General features: G+C 71.2%; 15 protein-coding genes. 4 read left to right on the top strand and 11 right to left on the bottom strand.

The genetic code is table 11. The annotated features are described in order from the left end of the window. Window positions 1-12: 12 nt before the first annotated feature. From ACWD3I_RS02800 to ACWD3I_RS02785, 4 genes are read right to left on the bottom strand one after another with little or no spacing between them, the layout of a single operon-like run. Complete coding sequence (locus tag ACWD3I_RS02800; protein ID WP_365410258.1) at window positions 13-918, bottom strand: ribonuclease Z; 906 nt, start codon at window positions 916-918, stop codon at window positions 13-15. A gap of 6 nt (window positions 919-924) precedes the next feature. Further along, on the bottom strand, window positions 925-1,278 hold the full coding sequence (locus tag ACWD3I_RS02795) for a histidine triad nucleotide-binding protein (RefSeq protein WP_365410261.1): 354 nt from the start codon (window positions 1,276-1,278) through the stop codon (window positions 925-927). Window positions 1,279-1,325: 47 nt separating this feature from the next. Continuing rightward, a complete protein-coding gene (locus ACWD3I_RS02790; RefSeq protein WP_365410264.1) occupies window positions 1,326-4,559 on the bottom strand; it encodes a S41 family peptidase in 3,234 nt (1,077 codons plus the stop codon). A 46-nt stretch (window positions 4,560-4,605) separates the two neighbouring features. Beyond that, the gene (locus ACWD3I_RS02785) at window positions 4,606-5,094 is read right to left on the bottom strand and encodes a hypothetical protein (protein ID WP_266892546.1); all 489 of its coding nucleotides are present in this window, start codon (window positions 5,092-5,094) and stop codon (window positions 4,606-4,608) included. A gap of 216 nt (window positions 5,095-5,310) precedes the next feature. Between ACWD3I_RS02785 and ACWD3I_RS02780 the strand changes: the two genes are divergently transcribed. Then, complete coding sequence (locus tag ACWD3I_RS02780) at window positions 5,311-5,733, top strand: hypothetical protein (RefSeq protein ID WP_365410268.1); 423 nt, start codon at window positions 5,311-5,313, stop codon at window positions 5,731-5,733. Here the strand turns inward: ACWD3I_RS02780 and ACWD3I_RS02775 are convergent. The 5 genes from ACWD3I_RS02775 to hrcA form a co-directional block, all read right to left on the bottom strand. Further along, a complete protein-coding gene (locus ACWD3I_RS02775; protein WP_365410271.1) occupies window positions 5,675-6,067 on the bottom strand; it encodes a VOC family protein in 393 nt (130 codons plus the stop codon). The two genes, ACWD3I_RS02780 and ACWD3I_RS02775, sit on opposite strands and share 59 nt — an antisense overlap. Before the next feature lie 17 nt (window positions 6,068-6,084). Beyond that, window positions 6,085-6,825: a 16S rRNA (uracil(1498)-N(3))-methyltransferase gene (locus tag ACWD3I_RS02770; protein WP_365410274.1), complete on the bottom strand. Its 741-nt coding sequence runs from the start codon at window positions 6,823-6,825 to the stop codon at window positions 6,085-6,087. After that, entirely contained in the window at window positions 6,822-7,907 is a 1,086-nt protein-coding gene (locus tag ACWD3I_RS02765; protein ID WP_365410276.1) for a nitronate monooxygenase, read from the bottom strand. The genes ACWD3I_RS02770 and ACWD3I_RS02765 overlap by 4 nt, the downstream gene beginning before the upstream one ends. A 467-nt stretch (window positions 7,908-8,374) precedes the next feature. Beyond that, on the bottom strand, window positions 8,375-9,508 hold the full coding sequence (dnaJ, locus tag ACWD3I_RS02760; protein ID WP_365409868.1) for a molecular chaperone DnaJ: 1,134 nt from the start codon (window positions 9,506-9,508) through the stop codon (window positions 8,375-8,377). Then, window positions 9,509-10,525: a heat-inducible transcriptional repressor HrcA gene (hrcA, locus tag ACWD3I_RS02755; protein WP_365409865.1), complete on the bottom strand. Its 1,017-nt coding sequence runs from the start codon at window positions 10,523-10,525 to the stop codon at window positions 9,509-9,511. A 151-nt stretch (window positions 10,526-10,676) separates the two neighbouring features. Here hrcA and ACWD3I_RS02750 point away from each other — a divergent pair, with 151 nt between their 5' ends. Together ACWD3I_RS02750 and ACWD3I_RS02745 are read left to right on the top strand one after the other, a co-directional pair. After that, window positions 10,677-11,408, top strand: coding sequence for an MBL fold metallo-hydrolase (locus tag ACWD3I_RS02750; protein ID WP_365409862.1), 732 nt, complete (start codon window positions 10,677-10,679; stop codon window positions 11,406-11,408). Between the two features lie 31 nt (window positions 11,409-11,439). Then, window positions 11,440-12,243, top strand: a complete 804-nt coding sequence (locus ACWD3I_RS02745; protein WP_365409859.1) for a DUF3097 domain-containing protein — start codon at window positions 11,440-11,442, stop codon at window positions 12,241-12,243. A 67-nt stretch (window positions 12,244-12,310) separates the two neighbouring features. On the opposite strand, the gene hemW is transcribed toward ACWD3I_RS02745, so the two are convergent. Beyond that, window positions 12,311-13,543, bottom strand: a complete 1,233-nt coding sequence (gene hemW, locus ACWD3I_RS02740; protein ID WP_365409856.1) for a radical SAM family heme chaperone HemW — start codon at window positions 13,541-13,543, stop codon at window positions 12,311-12,313. Between the two features lie 36 nt (window positions 13,544-13,579). Continuing rightward, on the bottom strand, window positions 13,580-15,508 hold the full coding sequence (locus ACWD3I_RS02735; protein ID WP_365409853.1) for an ATP-binding SpoIIE family protein phosphatase: 1,929 nt from the start codon (window positions 15,506-15,508) through the stop codon (window positions 13,580-13,582). A gap of 102 nt (window positions 15,509-15,610) precedes the next feature. On the opposite strand from ACWD3I_RS02735, the gene ACWD3I_RS02730 reads away from it, so the two are divergent. Then, window positions 15,611-19,786 carry a HAMP domain-containing protein gene (locus ACWD3I_RS02730; protein ID WP_365409850.1) on the top strand — a complete coding sequence of 1,392 codons (4,176 nt, stop codon included), beginning with the start codon at window positions 15,611-15,613 and terminating at the stop codon, window positions 19,784-19,786. The last annotated feature ends 6 nt before the right edge of the window (window positions 19,787-19,792 follow it).

Here is a 19,792-nt window from a genome sequence, read left to right as displayed (position 1 = left end):
CGTACGACCGCTTTACCGCCGTTTCGGAACCGGCACCCGCAGAAGATCGTGGGCGACCGTCAGCTCGCCCTCGAAGCCCGCCGCCCGCGCCTGGCGTTCGAACTCGTCGGGGTCGCCGTAGCGCTGGCTGAAGTGCGTGAGCACGAGATGCCGTACGCCGGCGTCCCGCGCCACCGTGGCCGCCTGCCCGGCGGTCAGGTGGCCGTGGTCGACGGCCAGCTGCGTGTCCTCGTCCAGGAACGTCGACTCGATGACGAGCATGTCGCACCCCTCGGCCAGCGCGTACACGCCGTCGCACAGCCGGGTGTCCATGACGAACGCGAACCGCTGCCCGCGCCGCACCTCGCTGACGTCGTCGAGGGAGACCCCGGCGACCGAGCCCTCCCGCTGGATCCGGCCGACGTCCGGCCCCTTGATGCCGTGCGCGGCGAGGCGGTCGGGCAGCATACGGCGGCCGTCGGGTTCGACGACGCGATAGCCGTACGACTCGACGGGGTGGGAGAGCTTTCGGGTCTCCAGCGCATAGGAGGAACCCGTGGCCAGCACCCCGTCCTCACTCACCGGCGCCTCGGTGATCCCGACCGTCTCCCGGTACGCCGTGGCGTACCGCAGCCGGTCGAAGAAGCGCTGGCCGGACTTCGGGTAGTGGGCCGTGACCTGGTGCGGGACCTTGTCGAGGTTGATGCGCTGGATGACACCGGCGAGCCCCAGCGAATGGTCGCCGTGGAAGTGCGTGACGCAGATCCGGTTCAGGTCGTGCGCGGCGACACCGGCCCGCAGCATCTGGCGCTGGGTGCCCTCGCCCGGGTCGAAGAGGATGCCCTCGCCGTCCCAGCGCAGGAGGTAGCCGTTGTGGTTGCGGTGCCGGGTGGGAACCTGGCTGGCGGTGCCGAGGACCACCAATTCACGTACGGACACGGTGGCTTACCCGGGCGGCCACTGCAGGCCGCGACCGCCCAGGACGTGCGCGTGGGCGTGGAAGACGGTCTGGCCGGCGCCGGCACCGGTGTTGAAGACGATGCGGTAGCTCTCCAGCTTGTCCTCGTCGGCGACGGACTGCGCCTCGCCGAGGACGTCGGCGGCGACGGCCGGTTCGGCGGCGGCGAGGGTCGCGGCGTTCTCGTAGTGCACCTTGGGGATCACCAGGACATGCGTGGGGGCCTGGGGGTTGATGTCCCGGAAGGCGACGGTGGTGTCCGTCTCACGGACGATCGTCGCCGGGATGTGCCCTGCGACGATCTTGCAGAACAGGCAGTCGTCCTGCGGTTCCCCTGGCATGTGGTGTCCCTTCGGGTCGCGGGTGTGGGGGCATCGTATCGAGCAGGTCAGGGAAGCGACGGAGGCACCTTCGCCGGAGTCCGCTCCAGGGCCTCCAGCGCTATGCGTACCGCCTCGTCCAGCTGCACGTCCTTCCCCGCGCCGTGGTCCTGCGGGCGCTGGACCACCTCGACGTCCGGGTCCACGCCGTGGTTCTCCACGCCCCACTCGTAACCCTCCAGCCAGAACGCGTACTTGGGCTGGGTGATCAGCGTGCCGTCGACGAGCCGGTACCGGCTGTCGATCCCGATGACGCCGCCCCAGGTCCGCGTGCCGACCACCGGCCCGATGCCCAGCGCCTTGATCGCCGCGTTGACGATGTCGCCGTCGGAGCCCGAGAACTCGTTCGCCACGGCGACCACCGGCCCCCTCGGCGCGTCCTGCGGATAGCTGTACGGCCGCAGCCCGCGCGGCAGGGCCCAGCCGACGATCCGCCGGGCCAGCTTCTCGACGACGAGCTGGGAGGTGTGACCGCCGCGGTTCTCCCGGACGTCGACGACCAGCCCCTCCCGGGCCACCTCGACCCGCAGGTCCCGGTGGATCTGGGCCCAGCCGGGGGCCTGCATGTCGGGGACGTGGAGGTAGCCGAGCCGGCCGCCGGACCTCTCGTGGACGTAGGCCCGCCGGTCCGCGACCCACGCGTGGTAGCGCAGCGGTTCCTCGTCGGCGATCGGTACGACGACGGCGTGCCGCACGTCACCGCCGCCGGCCGGCGAGACGGTCAGCTCGACCGGCTTGCCCGCCGTGCCGACGAGGAGCGGGCCCGGACCGGTGACCGGGTCGACCGGATGCCCGCCGACCGCGACGATCGCGTCGCCCGCGCGGACCGCGACACCGGGCGCGGCGAGCGGGGAGCGGGCGTCGGGGTCGGAGGTCTCCGTCGGCAGGATGCGGTCGATACGCCAGCTGCCGTCCTGGTGACGGGAGATGTCGGCGCCGAGAAGACCTTGCCGGGGGCCGCTGCCGTAGCCGCCGCGCGGCATGACGTAGGCGTGCGAGGTGCCGAGCTCGCCCTGCACCTCCCAGAGGAGGTCGACGAGGTCGTCGTGGGTGGCGACCCGGTCCACCACCGGGCGGTAGCGGTCCAGGACGCCGGACCAGTCGACACCGCTCATGTCGGGGCGCCAGAAGTGGTCCCGCATGATGCGGCCGGTCTCCTCGTACATCTGCCGCCACTCGGCCGACGGATCGGCGGTCTGCCGGATCCGGGCGAGGTCGACGGTGATGTTGGTGTCGCTGTCGTCGTCGCCCGAGGCCCGCCGGTCGCTCGGTACGACCTTCAGCCGCCCGTCGGTCCACAGCAGGACCCGCTTGCCGTCCCCGCTGACGGCGAAGTGGTCGGCGTCGGCGGCGAGATGCTCCAGGCGCTGCTGGGCGAGGTCGTAGCGCTCCAGCTCGGTCTTGGGGTCGGGGTCGTCCGGGGTGGCCCGGGTGGAGCCGAGGACGCCCTGCACCGGGTGGCGCAGCCACAGCACGCCGTCCTTCGCCGCGCGCAGGTTGGAGTAGCGGGCGGCCTCGACCGGGAAGGGCACGATCCGGTCGGCGAGCCCTTCGAGGTCGATGCGGGTGGCCGGGGTGCCCTCGCTGTCGGGTGTCTCGTCCTTGTCGGGGGCCTCGAAGGGGCGGCCGTGCCGCTGCGGGCCGAACGGCGAGGGTGTGGTCGCGGCGAGCGTGATCAGGTGCGGGCGGTCGCCGACCACGAAGGCGAGGTCGAAGACGTGCTCGTCGTAGACCGGGTCGAAGGAGCGGGTGGAGAGGAAGGCGAGGTGCTTGCCGTCCAGGGTGAAGGTGGGCGCGTAGTCCTGGAAGCGGAGCGGGGTCGCCTCGGTGACGGAGAGGTCGGTGGTGTTGGCGAGGCGGAGCTGGCGGAGTGGGCGCGGGCCGGGGTGAGACCAGGCGAGCCAGGCCGAGTCTGGCGAGAAGACCAGCCCCGAGACGTCCCCGTCCGTGCTCCGGTCCACCTCGCGGACCTCGCCGGTCTCCCGCTCGACGAGCAGGACGCGTCCGTCGTGCGCGGCGACCGCGGCCCGGCTGCCGTCGGGGGCCATGGCGAGCCCGAGGACCCGGCCGAGCTGTCCGGCGGCGAGGCGGCGCGGGGTGGCGCCGGGGGCGAGGCCGGTGGCGGGCGCGAACTCCAGGGCGTCGTCGCCCTCCGCGTCGGTCACCCACACCACCCACTCCTCGCCCTCCGTGCGGAAGGTGCGGGGCAGCCGGGCCCGTACGCCGGGTTCGGCGGCCAGCGCCCGGGTCGGGCCGGAGCGGTGGGTGACCCAGTGCACGGCGCCCCGGACGGCGACCGCGCTGCCGCGCGCGGTGTGGTCGGGGGCGGCGGAGCCGAACCAGCGCGAGGCGTTCACCGTGAACGGCTGCCGGTCGACGCGCTGCCCACCGAGCCGCACCTCCAGCCGGCGCGGCTCGGCCCCGTCCAGGTCGTCCAGGACCCACAGTTCACCGGCGGAGGCGTGGACGATCCGGGTGCCGTCACCGGCGGCGTGCCGGGCGTAGAACCCTCCCCCACTCTCGGCTTCGCTCGAGCGGGAGGTGCCCCCAAGAGGTGTGTGGCGCCGCAGATCGGACCCGTCGGCGAGGGAGGAGTACAGCGCGCCGACCCCTTCGTGGTCGGAGAGAAAGGCGATCCGCTCCCCCGCCCACACCGGGAACTCGATGTTCCCGTCGAGGTCCTGATGCAGCCGTACGAACTCTCCGTCGCCCTCGTGGTCGATCCACAGCTTGCCCGCCGTACCGCCCCGGTACCGCTTCCACCAGGCGGCCTCCCGCCCCATCGGCGCGGACAGCAGCACGGTGGACGGCCCGAGCGCGACACCGCCCACGGGCCCGTACGGCAGGAGGGTCGACGGTCCCCCGTCGAGCGGGACGGTGTGCGCCCAGGAGCGGCGCAGGCTGGCCTGGCCGTGGGTGGTGATCGCGAGGACCTGGCCGTCCGGGGTCCAGCCTCGCACCTGGGTACGCCAACTCCCCCAGTGCGTCAGCCGCTTGGCGGGACCGCCGTCGACCGGGGCGATGTGCACCTCGGGGGCGCCGTCCCGGGTGGAGGTCCAGGCGACGGTGGTGCCGTCGGGTGAGATGCGCGGTGTGGAGACGGGCACGTTGTCGGCGCTGACCCGCCAGGCCCGGCCGCCGTCGAGGGGGGCGATCCACACGTCGTCCTCGGCGGTGAAGGCCGCCAAGTCGCCGTGCAGGTGCGGAAACCGGAGATACGAGGGCGTCGCGGGCTGTGTCACGAGTCAACCCTATGCAGGGCCGACGGCCCACGGACAGGGCTTTGGATCACTTGCCCTGGACGGGCCTGCAGTCCGGGTACTTGTCGCACCAGATGGTCTCCGTGACCGTCACGGTGACGGTGTCTCCCGGCTGCCCGTTGCCGCCCGGGTTGTTCGGCTCGGGCGAGGCGTTGCAGTTGCCCAGTCCGTTGACCTGGAACCACTGCTTGCCGTCGATCTTCGCGGTCAGCTCACCGCGCACACACTGCCCGTTGACCACACGGGTGATCTTGCCGTCGACGTCGATGTCCTGGTTGCTGGTGGTCTCGCCGGTGCAGTGGACCTCGGCCACGGCGTTGTCGGTCGCCGTCGGCGTGGGCCGGTTCCCGTAGGAGGCCTGGCAGGTCAGCCACTGCACGTTGGCCTTCTGCCGCTCCAGCTCCTTGGTGACCGTCTGGTCGGTCGTGTACGCCACGGAAGCGGAGTTCAGCCCCGCCGGATCACAGGCGGTGAGCCCGCCGGCGACCACGACCGCGAGCACGGACACGGCTGCCACCCGCTGGACCCGGTGTCCTCGCGGGCGACCCCAAAACCTGCGCAATACCCCCATGGAGGGCAGCTTCCCACTGTCACGGCCGCCGCGGTAGAGCGCATACGGACACTCGTCCCACGCGAGGTCCAGAAGTCGTTCGCGGTCCGCCGCGAGGACGTCCGACTGCTGCCCGCGGAAAACCCGGAGACCAGGCGCTGCCCGCCCGTCTAGCGTGACGGCATGCGCAACGACCGCCGCCTTCGCCGTCTCGTCGTGGACGAGCGGACGACCTACCTGTGGAACTTCCGCCAGAAGAAGGGCCCTGACGGCGTCTGGCGGGATCTCGTCACCCTGCACCGGGACGGCGACCGCATCCGATTCGTCTTCCGGGCGGGCGGCGCGGGCTCGCGCCGGTACGTGTCCGAGGGCCACCCCTGGTTCCAGGGCTGCGCGGTGGACGGCCGGGGCGAGGGGATCAACCTCCGCGAGCCCGGCGTCGTGCGCGCCCTGCTGGACGAAGCCGCCCGACGCGGCCTACTGCGGCCCGGCGACCGGGAGTTGGACGGCTGGGAGCTGTTCTACGCCGTCGCCGAGACCGTCGACCTCAAGCGCGCAGCAGCAGCCACTCCTGCAACTCCACAAGGTTCCCCTCCGGGTCCTTGAGGTGGGCGACCCGCATCCGTTCGGTCATGGGGGCGGGCCCGTGCAGCAGCACGGCACCCCGCTCGGCGATCTGCTCGCAGTAGGTGTCGAGATCGTCGACGCGCAGCACGACCAGGGACCGGTGCCCGCTCGCCTCGTCGCCCAACTCCCCCAGTATCCCGGCCATCATGGACCGGTCCTGGAGGGCGATACCGGCGGAACCGGTGGTGGGGCTGAACTTCTCGTACGGTCCCTGCGTCGCCCCCGACTGCGCCTTGAGGCCGAGGACTTCGGCGTAGAAGCGGTAACAGACGGGGAAGTCGGAGACGAGCAGCCGGACTTGGGCGAGTTCCAAGGCGTTCCCTCTGGTTCTCAGGACCAGCGGCCGGTGCGCGCGAGGAGCACGGCGGTCGCGGCGGTCCCGGCGGTCGATGTACGCAGCACGGTACGCCCGAGGACGTACGGCTTCGCCCCCGCCTCCTCGAACAGCGCCAGCTCCTCGGGGGACACGCCCCCCTCGGGCCCGACGACGAGCACGATGTCGCCCTCGGTGGGGAGTTCGACGGTGGCCAGCGGTTCGTCACCGCTCTCGTGGAGTACGGCGGCGAAGTCGGCCTTGGCGAGCAACGCCGCGACCTGCTTGGACGTGGCCAGGTCCGCGACCTCGGGGAAGCGGAACCGCCGGGACTGCTTGCCGGCCTCTCGGGCGGTGGACCGCCACTTGGTGAGGGCCTTCAGTCCGCGGTCGCCCTTCCACTGGGTGATGCAGCGGGAGGCCTGCCAGGGCACGATCGCGTCGACGCCGGTCTCGGTCATGGTCTCGACGGCCAGCTCACCGCGGTCGCCCTTGGGGAGGGCCTGGACGACGGTGACACGGGGGGACTCCTCCGGCTCCTCGGACACCGAGGTCATGTGGACGATCAGCCGGTCCTTGCCCTCGGTGCCGATCACGTCGCACACCGCGTAGCGTCCCGCGCCGTCGGCGAGAACGACCTCCTCGCCGGGCTGGAGCCGCTTCACGGAGACCGCGTGCCGCCCCTCGGGCCCCTCCAGGACGTAGCGTCCGCCGCTCCCGGCGTCGAAGTGCTCGACCACGAACACGGGAGCCGTCATCGGAGGCCATCGCCCTTCGGGAAGACCGACAACGCTGTCTGGGCGTCGGCGAGTTCGGCGACCAGCACCTCCATCAGCCGCCCGGCGGGCAGCTCGCGCGCCATGCGGTGGCCCTGGCCGGCCCACAGGGCCATGCCCTGTGGGTCCTTGGCCTTGGCGGCGGCCTTCCGCAGCGGGGACGTGAGGTGGTGGATCTCCGGGTAGGCGGCGGGTGCGTACCGGCCGTGCTCGCGCAGGAAGCGGTTGACGAGCCCGCGGGCGGGCCGGCCGGAGAAGGCACGGGTCAACTCGGTGCGGACGAACAGGGGGTTGGTGAGCGCCTGCTTGTGCACGGGCGCGGCGCCGGACTCGGTGGTGGCGAGGAAGGCCGTGCCGAGCTGGGCGGCGCCGGCACCGGCTGCCAGGACGGCGGCGATCTGGCTGCCGCGCATGATGCCGCCGGCGGCGACGACGGGGATGCCTACGGTCTCGCGGATCTGCCCGACGAGCGACAGCAGTCCTATCCCGGTCCCGTCGTTCTCCGGGATGTCACGGTGGGTCCCCTGATGCCCGCCGGCCTCCACGCCCTGCGCGATGACCGCGTCGGCGCCGGCCCGCTGCACGGCGAGGGCCTCCTCGGCGGTGGTCGCGGTCACGAGGGTGAAGGTTCCTGCGCGCCGCAGGGACTCCAGCACCTCGCTGCTGGGGACGCCGAAGTGGAAGGACACCACCGGCACCGGGTTGTCGAGCAGTACGGCGAGCTTGGCGTCGTATCCGTCGTCACGTCCGCTGTCGGGGTCCCCGAGCTCGGTCTCGTACCAGGAGGCCTCGCCGGACAGCTGGTGCGCGTACACGTCGACGGCGGCCGGGTCGGCGTACTCCGGCTGCGGCATGAACAGATTGACCCCGAAGGGACGCCCGGTCAGCCCCCGCAGCTGCTTGATCTCCTGATACAGCCCGTCCGCCGTCTTGTACCCGGCGGCAAGAAACCCGAGCCCCCCGGCATCGGACACGGCGGCGGCGAGCTGCGGCACGGAGACGCCGCCCGCCATAGGGGCCTGCACGATCGGATGCGGGAAAAGATCGGTCAGCGCGGAGGACATGACCGCATGTTGTCACGTCCTCCGAACAAGTCCGAATCCGGCCTTCCACTGGCATAGGACAGCGGAATGGGCCGCGGGTGAGCCCCCCGAGCACCCCCTACCAACCAGCACTTTTCAGCCCGCCCGGCGTCCGAGGACAGGGGCTCCCCATCCCCATCCCCCACCCACCCACCCACCCACAGACGGCTCCACCCCCGACGCCAGCCCGCACCTTCCAGCCCGCCCAGCGTCCGAGGACAAGGACTCACCATCCCCATCCCCCACCCACCCAGAGACGGCCCCTTCCAGCCCGTCCGGCGTTTGAGGACGAGGCCCTTCAGGGGCCGACGGGGGTCTGGGGGCGCAGCCCCCAGGAACCGGGGTCGAAGGGGCAGCGCCCCTGGGGATGGGAACGGGTAAGGGCGGCGGGGGCGAGGAAATCCCTGCCCACAGCCGCCCTCTACCGATCACCGATCACCGATCACCGATCACCGACCGTTGAACGCGTCCTTCAACCGCGAGAACAACCCCTGCTGCCCCGGCTGGAACTGCCCCGTGGGCCGCTCCTCGCCCCGCAGCTTCGCCAGCTCCCGCAGCAACCTCTCCTGCTCCGGATCCAGCTTGTTCGGCGTCTGCACCTCGACATGGACGATGAGGTCACCCCGCCCACCGCCGCGCAGATGCGTGACACCCCGCCCGTGCAGCGGGATCGACTGCCCGGACTGCGTGCCCGGCCGGATGTCGACCTCCTCCAGCCCGTCCAGCGTCTCCAGCGGAACCTTGGTGCCGAGAGACGCCGCGGTCATCGGAAGCGTGACCGTGCAGTGCAGATCGTCACCACGCCGCTGGAACTGCGAGTGCGGCAACTCGTGGATCTCGACGTACAGGTCACCGGCAGGACCCCCACCGGGCCCGACCTCACCCTCACCGGCGAGCTGAATCCGCGTGCCGTTGTCCACACCGGCCGGAATCTTGACCGTGAGGGTACGACGCGACCGTACGCGACCGTCGCCCGCGCACTCGGGGCACGGCGTCGGAACGACCGTCCCGAACCCCTGGCACTGCGGACACGGCCGGGACGTCATGACCTGCCCCAGGAACGACCGCGTCACCTGCGACACCTCACCGCGCCCGCGGCACATGTCACACGTCTGAGCGGAGGTCCCCGGCGCCGCGCCCTCACCACTACAGGTGGTGCACACGATCGCCGTGTCGACCTGGATGTCCTTCGTGGTGCCGAAGGCCGCCTCGTCGAGCTCGATCTCCAGCCGGATCATCGCGTCCTGGCCCCGTCGCGTACGCGACCGCGGACCCCGCTGCGACGCCGTACCGAAGAACGCGTCCATGATGTCCGAGAAGTTCCCGAACCCACCGGCCCCGAAGCCGCCCGCGCCACCGCCCGCCTGGGACAGGGGGTCGCCGCCGAGGTCGTAGACCTGCTTCTTCTGCGGGTCCGAGAGCACCTCGTAAGCGGCGTTGATCTCCTTGAACCGCTCCTGGGTCTTCGGATCAGGGTTGACATCCGGGTGCAGCTCGCGAGCGAGCCGACGGAAGGCCTTCTTGATCTCTTCCTGCGACGCGTCGCGGCGCACGCCGAGAACGGCGTAGTAGTCCGTGGCCACTTACGACTCCGCCAGGATCTGTCCGACGTACCTCGCCACTGCGCGTACCGCTCCCATCGTTCCCGGGTAATCCATGCGGGTCGGTCCGACCACGCCGAGCTTGGCTACTGCCTCGCCGCCCGAACCGTAGCCGACCGACACGACGGACGTGGAGTTGAGTCCCTCATAGGCGTTCTCATGACCGATGCGTACGGTCATGCCCGAATCCCCGGCCTCACCAAGCAACTTGAGGAGCACGACCTGCTCCTCGAGGGCTTCGAGAACCGGACGGATAGTGAGGGGGAAGTCATGTCCGAAGCGGGTGAGATTGGCGGTTCCGCCGATCATCAGCCGCTCCTCGTTCTCCTCGACGAGTGTCTCCAGAAGAGTGGAGAGCACGGTCGAGACGGTGCCGCGGTCCTCCAGGTCGAAGCCCTCGGGGAGGTCCTCGACGAGCAGCGGCACATCACTGAAGCGCCGGCCCGCGACCTTGCTGTTGAGCCGGGCCCGCAGATCGGCGAGGGACGTCTCGCCGAAGGGCGCCGGGCAGTCGATCATCCGCTGCTCGACCCGCCCGGTGTCCGTGATCAGCACGAGCATCAGGCGTGCGGGTGCGAGCGCGAGCAGTTCGACATGGCGCACGGTGGACCGGGTGAGCGAGGGGTACTGCACCACCGCGACCTGCCGTGTGAGCTGCGCGAGCAGCCGTACGGTCCGCGCCACCACGTCGTCGAGATCGACGGCGCCGTCGAGGAAGTTCTGGATGGCACGCCGCTCGGGCGCGGTCATGGGCTTGACGCCCGCGAGCTTGTCGACGAACAGCCGGTAGCCCTTGTCCGTGGGGATCCGCCCGGCACTGGTGTGCGGCTGGGCGATGAACCCCTCGTCCTCCAGGGCCGCCATGTCGTTGCGGATCGTCGCCGGGGACACGCCGAGGCTGTGCCGCTCGGTGAGGGCCTTGGAACCGACCGGCTCCTCGGTGCCCACATAGTCCTGGACGATGGCGCGCAGCACCTGAAGCCTGCGTTCACTCAGCATCGCGCACACCTCCAGAAGTCGTTCCCTCGGCGCCTTGCCTGGCACTCTGTCCGCCCGAGTGCCAGCATTCCCCGGCCCAGTGTACGGCGGTGGGGTACCGCCCGGGCAAGGTCGGTCCTGCCGCGACCCCTCGTACGGCTAGCGTCGCCGTATGACGGTGACTTGGGAAGAGCTGGGGTGGGAGAGGGTGGCGGCCGGGGTCGGGCGGTGCCGGCTGCCGGGGTGGGACTGCACAGCGGGGCTGGTCGTCGGTTCGGGGACCGCTCTGCTGATCGACGCCGGATCGAGCCTCGGCGAGGGCGCGCGGTTGCGGGCGCAGGCCGAATCGCTCGCCGGGCATCGTGTGACTCATCTCGCGCTGACCCATCCCCACTTCGACCATGTCTTCGGGGCCTCGGCGTTCGCGGGGGCGGAGGTGTACGGGCCGGTGGGCATGGACGCGCTGTTCGACCAGCACCAGGCCCGCGAGGCACTGCGCGCGGACGCGATCCGCAACGGCCTGGACACGGCACTGGCCGACGAGGCGGTCGACGCCCTGCCCCACCCCCGCCATCATGTCTCCGGCGAGTGGACCCTCGACCTCGGCGCCGGCCGCCAGGTCCTGCTGGCGAACGTCGGCCCCGGCCATACCGGCCACGACCTCGTGGTCCTGGTCCCGGGCTCCCCCGAGGTGGTCTTCTGCGGCGACCTGGTCGAGGAGTCCGGCGAACCGCAGGCGGGCCCCGACGCCGTACCGTCGCACTGGCCGGCGGCGCTGGACCGACTGCTGGACCTGGGCGGCGAGGACGCGCTGTACGTACCCGGTCACGGAGCGGTGGTGGACGCGGCGTTCGTACGACGGCAGCGCGACGCCCTGGCAACCCGCTTCGGCGTGTCGCGTTAGGTGCTGGCGGGCTTCTCCTATCGTCATCCGAATGCGCCAGTACTCCGCCGACCTGACCCCTCCCTGGAAGAAGCCGAAGCCCGTCCCCGAGGTCCCGGCGGAGCCCGGCCTGGTGGTCGAGGAACCCGGCACCGGTTTCTGCGGTGCGGTGATCCGCTGCGAGGCGGGCACGGTGACCCTGGAGGACCGCTTCGGCAAGCACCGGGTGTTCCCGATGGAGCCGAGGGGCTTTCTCCTGGAGGGCCGGGTGGTGACGCTCGTACGTCCCACCGGTCAGGCGCCGCTACGTCCCACCCGTACGGCATCCGGCTCGGTGGCCGTCCCCGGCGCCCGCGCCCGGGTGGCCCGCGCCGGCCGTATCTACGTCGAGGGCCGCCACGACGCGGAACTGGTCGAGAAGGTCTGGGGCGACGACCTGCGCATCGAGGGCGTGGTCGTGGAGTACCTGGAGGGCGTCGACGACCTCCCGTCGATCGTCGAGGAGTTCGCGCCGGGCCCGTACGCCCGTCTGGGCGTCCTCGTGGACCACTTGGTGCCGGGCACGAAGGAGTGGCGCATCGCACAGTCGGTCACCAGCGAACACGCCCTCGTCGTCGGCCACCCGTACATCGACATCTGGGAGGCGGTGAAACCGTCGTCCCTGGGCATCGAGTCCTGGCCACGCGTCCCCCACGGCCAGGACTGGAAGACGGGCGTGTGCCGGGCCCTGGGCTGGCCGTCGGAGAACACGGGGGCGGTGTGGCAGGCGATCCTGAAGCGGGTGAACTCGTACAAGGATTTGGAGCCGGAACTGCTGGGCCGGGTGGAGGAACTGATCGACTTCGTCACGGCATGAGAGACGCGCCCCGCACCCGCCCAGGGGCGCGGGGAACTGCGCGACCAGCCCCCACCGGCCCGCGGACTCAGTCGACGAGGTCCCGCACCACCGCATCCGCCAGCAACCGCCCCCGCAGGGTGAGCACCGCACGCCCCGCGCCGTACGGCTCCTCCTGGAGAAGTCCGTCCGACAGAGCCCGGCGGGAGGCCCGGAGCCCCTCCTCCCGCAGCAGCGACAACGGCACCCCCTCCAGAAGCCGCAGCTCCAGCAGGATCCGCTCGACCCGTCGGTCCTCCTCGGACAGGAGCTCGCGGCCCGCCCCCGGTGACCGGCCCGCCGCCAGCGCCCCGGCGTACGCCCCCGGATGCTTCACGTTCCACCAGCGCACGCCGCCCACGTGGGAGTGCGCGCCGGGGCCCGCGCCCCACCAGTCGGCGCCACGCCAGTACAGCTCGTTGTGGAGGCAGCGGCCCGCCTCCGAGGTGGCCCAGTTCGACACCTCGTACCAGTCGTAGCCCGCCTCGGACAGCACCGACTCCGCGATGAGATAGCGGTCCGCGTGGACGTCGTCGTCGGTCATCGGGACCTCGCCGCGCCGGATACGACGGGCCAGCTGCGTGCCCTCCTCGACGATCAGCGCATAGGCGCTGACGTGGTCCGGGCCCGCACCGATCGCCGCCTCCAGCGAGGCCCGCCAGTCGTCGTCCGACTCACCGGGGGTGCCGTAGATCAGGTCCAGGTTGACGTGCGAGAACCCGGCCGCCCTGGCCTCCGCCACACACGCCTCGGGGCGGCCCGGGGTGTGCGTGCGGTCGAGCACCTTCAGCACGTGCTGCCGCGCGCTCTGCATGCCGAAGGAGATCCGGTTGAAGCCGCCCTGCCGCAAGGTGGCCAGATATGACGGGTCCACCGACTCCGGGTTCGCCTCCGTCGTCACCTCCGCGTCCGGCGCCAGACCGAACTCGTCACGGATCGCCGCCAGCATCCGTACGAGATCGCCCGCGGCCAGCAGGGTCGGCGTACCGCCGCCGACGAACACCGTGCTGACCTGGCGCGGGTCGTCGCCGAGGATCTTGCGGGCCAGCCGGATCTCGTCGATCAGGGTGTCGGCGTAGTTGTCGCGGGAGGCCAGCACACCGCCCGTGCCGCGCAGCTCGGTCGCCGTGTAGGTGTTGAAGTCGCAGTAGCCGCAGCGGGTCGCGCAGTACGGAACGTGCAGGTAGAACCCGAGGGGGCGGGCGTCGGCCCCGGCGAGCGCGGACACGGGGAGCGCGCCGTCGTCGGGGACGGGCTCGCCGTCGGGGAGTGCGGAAGGCATGTCCTCCATTGTCCAGGACCGTGGCGACTGCTCCGGCTACTCCGCCTGGAGCACCAGCAGCGCGAGATCGTCCTCGGGCGGCCCTACGCCGAACTCGTGCACCAGCCGTCTGACGCGCTCCGCGATCAGCGGGGCGGTGAGCCCGGCGCAGCCGGCGAGCGCCGTCGCGAGGCCGTCGCCGTCGTCGAACTGGCGGGGGCCGCAGCGTCGCTCCGTCACCCCGTCCGTGACGGCGAGCAGGGTGTCGCCGGGCCGCAGCTCGAAGGTCTCGCTGGTGTACGTCTCGTCCTCGACGACGCCGAGCAGGGTCTGCGGCCGGGCGGCGGTGCGGACCTCGCCGCCCGCACCGAGGAGCAGCGGCAGTGGATGCCCGGCGGAGGCGAGGGTGCAGCGCACACCGCCGTCGAAGGGGGCCAGCTCGCCGTAGAGGAGGGAGAGGAAGCGGGTCTGCGGGCCGTCGCCGGTCAGGGACTGGCCGCCCGCGGCGATCAGTGCGCGGGCGGCGGCGTCGGCGGCCTCCGTGGCGTCGTCGAGGAGCAGCTGGTTGAGGCGGTCCAGGACGTCGGCGACGCGGTAGCCCTCGCGGGCGAGGAGCCGCAGCCAGGGGCGGGCCAGGCCGATCACCACGGCGGCCTCGGGGCCCTTGCCCTGGACGTCGCCGACGGCGAAGCACCAGCGGCCGTCGCCGGCCGGGAAGAGGTCGTAGAAGTCGCCGCTGGGGCCGCCCTTGTCGCACGGCTCGTACACCAGCGCGCTGCGCATCCCGGGGATCTCCGCGACCGCGCCGGGCAGCAGCCCGCGCTGGAGGACGGCGCTGATGGTGGCCTGGCGGGCGTACTGGCGGGCCGCGCCGATGGCGAGGGCGACCCGGCGGCCGAGATCCTCGACCAGGCCGGTGATCTCGTCGGGGAAGCGGAGCAGCCCGGAGCGTCCGATGACGAGCGTGCCGAGCGGCCGGCCGCCCGCGATCAGCCGGTACGCCAGTGCCGTGCCGTGCGCCCCGTGCACGCCCAGCGCGTCGCCGGGCCAGGGGAACGGCACGGGCCCGGAGCGCGGCGGGTCCACCGGTCTGGGCGGGTCCTTCTCCAGGGCCCGGCGCAGTTCCTCGATACGGCTCTCGTGGCCGTGCCAGACGCGGGCGAGCCGTGGGCCCGCCCCGCCGGTGCCGTCGCCGCCCCACACACCGCCGCGCCCCATGTGCTCGTCCTCCAGCCACACCGCGCACCAGTCGGCGAGCCGCGGCACGATCAGCTGTCCGGCGAGGGCGGCGACCAGGTCCTCGTCGAGCTGTCCGGCGAGCAGGTCGGAGGCCTCGGCGAGGAAGGACAGCGCGCCGCGGTTGAGCCACTCCCGGTCGCGTTCGGCGCGCCGGGGCTCGGGGGCGAGGACTCCGGCGATCTCCAGGCCGTGCACCCCCGCGTACGCCCCGTTCTGCCCCGCGTACGCCCCGCTCTGCCCCACGGCCGCGCTGTCCTCCTCGGTCAGCCGCGCCCATACGGTCTTGGTGCCCTTGCGGTAGGTGATGCCCCAGGACTCGGCGAGGGTGGCGACGAGGCGCAGTCCGCGGCCGTACTCCGGTGTCTCGTACGACGGTTCGCCCGTGCCGTCGCGCGGGGCGCGCGAGGGGTGCTGGTCGGCGACCTCGACGACGAGGGCACCGGTCTCCGTCTCCAGACGGCACTCCAGATCGACGTCGGTGCCGGCGTGCACGACCGCGTTGGTGACGAGTTCGCTGACGACCACGACGGCGTCGTCGGCCAGCCGGTCGGTGAGCGGAGCCGTGCCGGACAGGCCCAGTTCGGCCCATTCGGAGAGGGCGGCGCGCAGGAGTGCGCGGGCGGCGCCCGGCGCGAGGGAACTGCCCGCAAGGGTGGCGTGCGCCCGGGCGTACGGAAGCACGCTCCTGTGCACAGGGACATCAGAAGCACCAGGATCGGTCTCCCGTTGCGCCGGAATGGCCCCCATGTCCCGCTCCCCGAGCAGTTCGGACGAATACACCTCGGTCAGTGCGGACAGAGTGACAGACTGGCCACGCCCATAAGCGCCGAGTCACCGAAGTGGGCCGCCATGAGTGAGAACAGTGCTACGCGTGTGCTCGAAGACGGACAGAAAGATGACCAGATTCGAGCATCGGATCTGCGTCCGCTGCTCGCCGCCATGACGGCCGCCCGGGACGGGCACTTCGCGAAGGTGACGGAGACCGGCGCCCATGGCGTCACGGCCGAACTGGCCGCGATCTTCAATCAACTCGTCGACCGCAACGTCCACTTCACCACCGAAGTCCAGCGCGTGAAAAGGGAGTTGGTGCGGCACGGCCGGCTCGACGAGCGGCTCTCGCCGAGCCCCGGCGCGGGCGCCTGGGCGTCCCGGGTCAGCGATGTGAACCAGCTGCTCGACGCCCTGGTGGCCCCGGCGGCGAACGCGACCCGGGTCCTGGACGCGGTGGCCGGCGGTGATCTGACCCAGCGGGTCGACCTGCACGACGGCAACCGCGAGTTACGCGGCGATCTGCGGCGGCTGGGGCGGGCCGTGAACAAGATGGTCGACCAGTTGTCGCTGTTCACCGGCGAGGTGACCCGGGTCGCGCGCGAGGTCGGCACCGAAGGGCGCCTGGGTGGACGGGCCAAGGTGCAAGGGCTGTCGGGAAGTTGGCGGGATGTGACCGAGGCGGTCAACACCATGGCATCCCGGCTGACGGCCCAGGTGCGGGACATCGCCCTGGTGACCACGTCGGTGGCGCGTGGCGACCTGACCCGCTCGGTCACCGTCGAGGCGACCGGTGAGCTGCTCGAACTGAAGCTGACCGTGAACACGATGGTGGACCAGCTCTCCGCCTTCGCCGACGAGGTGACCCGCGTGGCGCGCGAGGTCGGCACCGAGGGCCAGTTGGGCGGCCGGGCCCAGGTGCGGGGCGTGTCGGGGGTATGGAAGGACCTCACCGACAACGTCAACTTCATGGCGTCGAACCTGACCTCGCAGGTGCGGAACATCGCCCAGGTGACGACCGCCGTGGCGAACGGCGACCTGAGTCAGAAGATCACCGTCGACGCGCAGGGCGAGATCCTGGAGCTGAAGTCCACCATCAACACGATGGTCGACCAGCTCTCCGCCTTCGCCGACGAAGTGACGAGGGTCGCCCGCGAGGTCGGCACCGAGGGCAACCTGGGCGGGCGCGCTCAGGTGCGGGGTGTGAGCGGTGTCTGGAAGGACCTCACGGACAACGTCAACTTCATGGCGGACAACCTCACTTCACAGGTACGGAACATCGCCCTGGTCTCCACCGCCGTGGCCCAGGGCGACCTCGGCAAGAAGATCACCGTGGACGCGCGCGGCGAGATCCTGGAGCTCAAGTCCACCATCAACACGATGGTGGACCAGCTCTCCGCCTTCGCCGACGAGGTCACCCGTGTCGCCCGCGAGGTCGGCACCGAGGGCAACCTCGGCGGCCAGGCCCAGGTGCGCGGTGTGTCGGGGGTCTGGAAGGACCTCACCGACAACGTCAACTTCATGGCCCTGAACCTGACGTCGCAGGTGCGGAACATCGCCCAGGTGACGACCGCCGTCGCCAACGGCGACCTCTCCAAGAAGATCACCGTGGACGCGCGCGGCGAGATCCTCGAACTCAAGGACACCGTCAACACGATGGTGGAGCAGCTGCGCGCCTTCGCCGACGAGGTCACCCGCGTCGCCCGCGAGGTCGGCACCGACGGCCGGCTCGGCGGCCGCGCCCAGGTGCTGGGCGTGTCCGGGGTGTGGCGGGACCTGACGGACAACGTCAACTACATGGCGGACAACCTCACTTCGCAGGTCCGCAACATCGCCCAGGTGACCACGGCCGTCGCCAACGGAGACCTCTCCAAGAAGATCGACGTGGACGCCAGAGGCGAGATCCTGGAGCTGAAGACCGCCATCAACACCATGGTCGACACGCTGTCCTCCTTCTCCTCAGAGGTCACCCGCGTGGCCCGCGAGGTCGGCTCCGAGGGCCAACTCGGCGGCCAGGCCAGGGTCGAGGGCGTGTACGGCACCTGGAAGCGCCTGACGACGAACGTGAACGAGCTCGCCCTGAACCTGACCACCCAGGTCCGCGCGATCGCCGAGGTCGCCTCCGCGGTGGCCCAGGGCGACATGTCCCGCTCGATCACCGTGGAGACCCAGGGCGAGGTCACCGAACTCAAGGACAACATCAACCTGATGGTGGCCAACCTCCGCGAGACCACCCGCGCCAAGGACTGGCTGGAGTCCAACCTGGCCCGCCTGGCCGCGCTCATGCAGGGCCACCGGGACCTGATGGAGGTCGCCGACCTGCTGCTGCGCGAGCTGACCCCGCTGGTGAACGCCCAGTACGGCGCGTTCTTCCTGGCCGACCCCGACGAGGACAGTGCCGCTCTCCGCACCACCGTTCCCGCGAAGGGACTCGCGTTCATCGCCGGCTACGGATCGGCACAGGGCGCGACCATGGAGACCGGGGGCCTCCCGGTGCACGGCCTGGTCAGGCAGGCCGCCCGCGAGAAGAAGCGGATCCTCGTCGAGGAGGCCCCGCCGGACTACATCAAGATCAACAGTGGGCTCGGCGAGGCGGCGCCCACCAGCGTGGTCATCATCCCGATCCTCTTCGAGGACAAGCTCCTCGGCGTGATCGAGCTGGCGTCCTTCTCCCGCTTCTCCGACGTCCACCTCGCCTTCTTCGACCAGTTCGTGAACACCATCGCCGTCGCGATCAACACGATCATCGCCAACTCCCGTACGGAGTCCCTGCTCGGCGAGTCGCAGCGCCTGGCCCGCCAGCTCCAGGAACGCTCGGACGAACTCCAGAAACAGCAGGCGGAGTTGCAGCGCTCGAACGCCGAACTGGAGGAGAAGGCAGCCCTGTTGGCGACCAGCTCCCAGTACAAGTCGGAGTTCCTGGCGAACATGTCGCACGAGCTGCGCACCCCGCTCAACTCCCTGCTGATCCTGGCCCGGCTGCTCTCCGACAACCCGGACGGACATCTCTCCGACCAGGAGGTGCAGTTCGCGACGACCATCCACCGCTCGGGCTCGGACCTCCTCCAGCTGATCAACGACATCCTCGACCTGTCGAAGATCGAGGCGGGCCGGATGGACGTACGCCCGAAGAAGCTGCCGCTGATCAAGCTGCTCGACTACGTCCACGCCACCTTCCGCCCGCTCACCCTTGACCGGGGACTCGCCTTCGAGGTGGCGGTCGGCGAGGACGTGCCGCGCGAGATGTACTCGGACGAGCAGCGACTCCAGCAGATCCTGCGCAACCTGCTCTCCAACGCGATCAAGTTCACCGCGACGGGCCGGGTCGAGCTGCGCGTCAACAGGGTCACGGACACCGAGCTCCACTACGTCCGTGACAGCGGCCAGGTGATCGCGTTCTCCGTCAGCGACACCGGCATCGGCATCGCGCAGGAGAAACTGCCGGTGATCTTCGAGGCGTTCCAGCAGGCCGACGGCACCACCAACCGCAAGTACGGCGGCACCGGCCTCGGTCTGTCGATCAGCCGCGAGATCGCCGGTCTGCTCGGTGGCCGGATCGTCGCCGAGAGCGAGCCCGGCAAGGGCTCCACGTTCACGCTGTACGTCCCCGTCGTCAGCCCCGGCCACTCGGCGACCGGCCCCACCCCCGAGGAACACACCCTGCCGGTACCGGAACAGCTGTCGACCGAGCCCTTCACCTCCGCCGAAGTGGACGACTCGTGGCCGACGCCCACCAAGCTGGAGGCGTGGAAGAGGGGCCGGGCGGGCCAGGTGCTGCCCGGGCGGCGGGTGCTGATCGTCGACGACGACATCCGCAACGTCTTCGCACTGACCCATGTCCTCGGCCGGGTCGGCATGCCCGTCCTCTACGCCGAGAACGGCCGGGAGGGCATCGAGACGCTGGAGCGCAACCCGGACGTCGAACTCGTCCTGATGGACATCATGATGCCGGAGATGGACGGCTACGAGACGATCGCCGCCATCCGCCGCACCCCCCGCTGGACGGGCCTGCCGATCGTCGCGCTGACCGCGAAGGCGATGCCGGGAGACCGGGAGAAGTCGATCGCGCGGGGCGCCAACGACTACGTACCCAAGCCGGTCGACGTGGATCAGCTGCTGACCGTCGTGTGCGCGCTCCTCGACCCGGAGGGCCCGCAGGGCGAGGAAGGTGTCCAGAAGCCCGCGGTCGACGCGGAGACCGACGCGCCGGAACCGGGCATGACAGGGGAAGTGCCGGTCCCGCCGACGACTGAATGAGGCACA

Source organism: Streptomyces sp. NPDC002817, assembly GCF_053592055.1.
The sequence above is the reverse complement of the archived record's forward strand: the minus strand, read 5'-3'. Positions and strand labels throughout refer to the sequence as shown.

What these genes read in the sequence shown, in the direction of transcription:
- ACWD3I_RS02735 (WP_365409853.1), bottom strand. Translation starts at nt 15,508, where the DNA reads ATGGGGGCCATTCCGGCGCAACGGGAGACCGATCCTGGTGCTTCTGAT.
- ACWD3I_RS02745 (WP_365409859.1), top strand. Translation starts at nt 11,440, where the DNA reads ATGCGCCAGTACTCCGCCGACCTGACCCCTCCCTGGAAGAAGCCGAAG.
- ACWD3I_RS02780 (WP_365410268.1), top strand. Translation starts at nt 5,311, where the DNA reads ATGCGCAACGACCGCCGCCTTCGCCGTCTCGTCGTGGACGAGCGGACG.
- hemW (WP_365409856.1), bottom strand. Translation starts at nt 13,543, where the DNA reads ATGCCTTCCGCACTCCCCGACGGCGAGCCCGTCCCCGACGACGGCGCG.
- ACWD3I_RS02770 (WP_365410274.1), bottom strand. Translation starts at nt 6,825, where the DNA reads ATGACGGCTCCCGTGTTCGTGGTCGAGCACTTCGACGCCGGGAGCGGC.
- ACWD3I_RS02795 (WP_365410261.1), bottom strand. Translation starts at nt 1,278, where the DNA reads ATGCCAGGGGAACCGCAGGACGACTGCCTGTTCTGCAAGATCGTCGCA.
- ACWD3I_RS02765 (WP_365410276.1), bottom strand. Translation starts at nt 7,907, where the DNA reads ATGTCCTCCGCGCTGACCGATCTTTTCCCGCATCCGATCGTGCAGGCC.
- ACWD3I_RS02750 (WP_365409862.1), top strand. Translation starts at nt 10,677, where the DNA reads ATGACGGTGACTTGGGAAGAGCTGGGGTGGGAGAGGGTGGCGGCCGGG.
- ACWD3I_RS02730 (WP_365409850.1), top strand. Translation starts at nt 15,611, where the DNA reads ATGAGTGAGAACAGTGCTACGCGTGTGCTCGAAGACGGACAGAAAGAT.
- hrcA (WP_365409865.1), bottom strand. Translation starts at nt 10,525, where the DNA reads ATGCTGAGTGAACGCAGGCTTCAGGTGCTGCGCGCCATCGTCCAGGAC.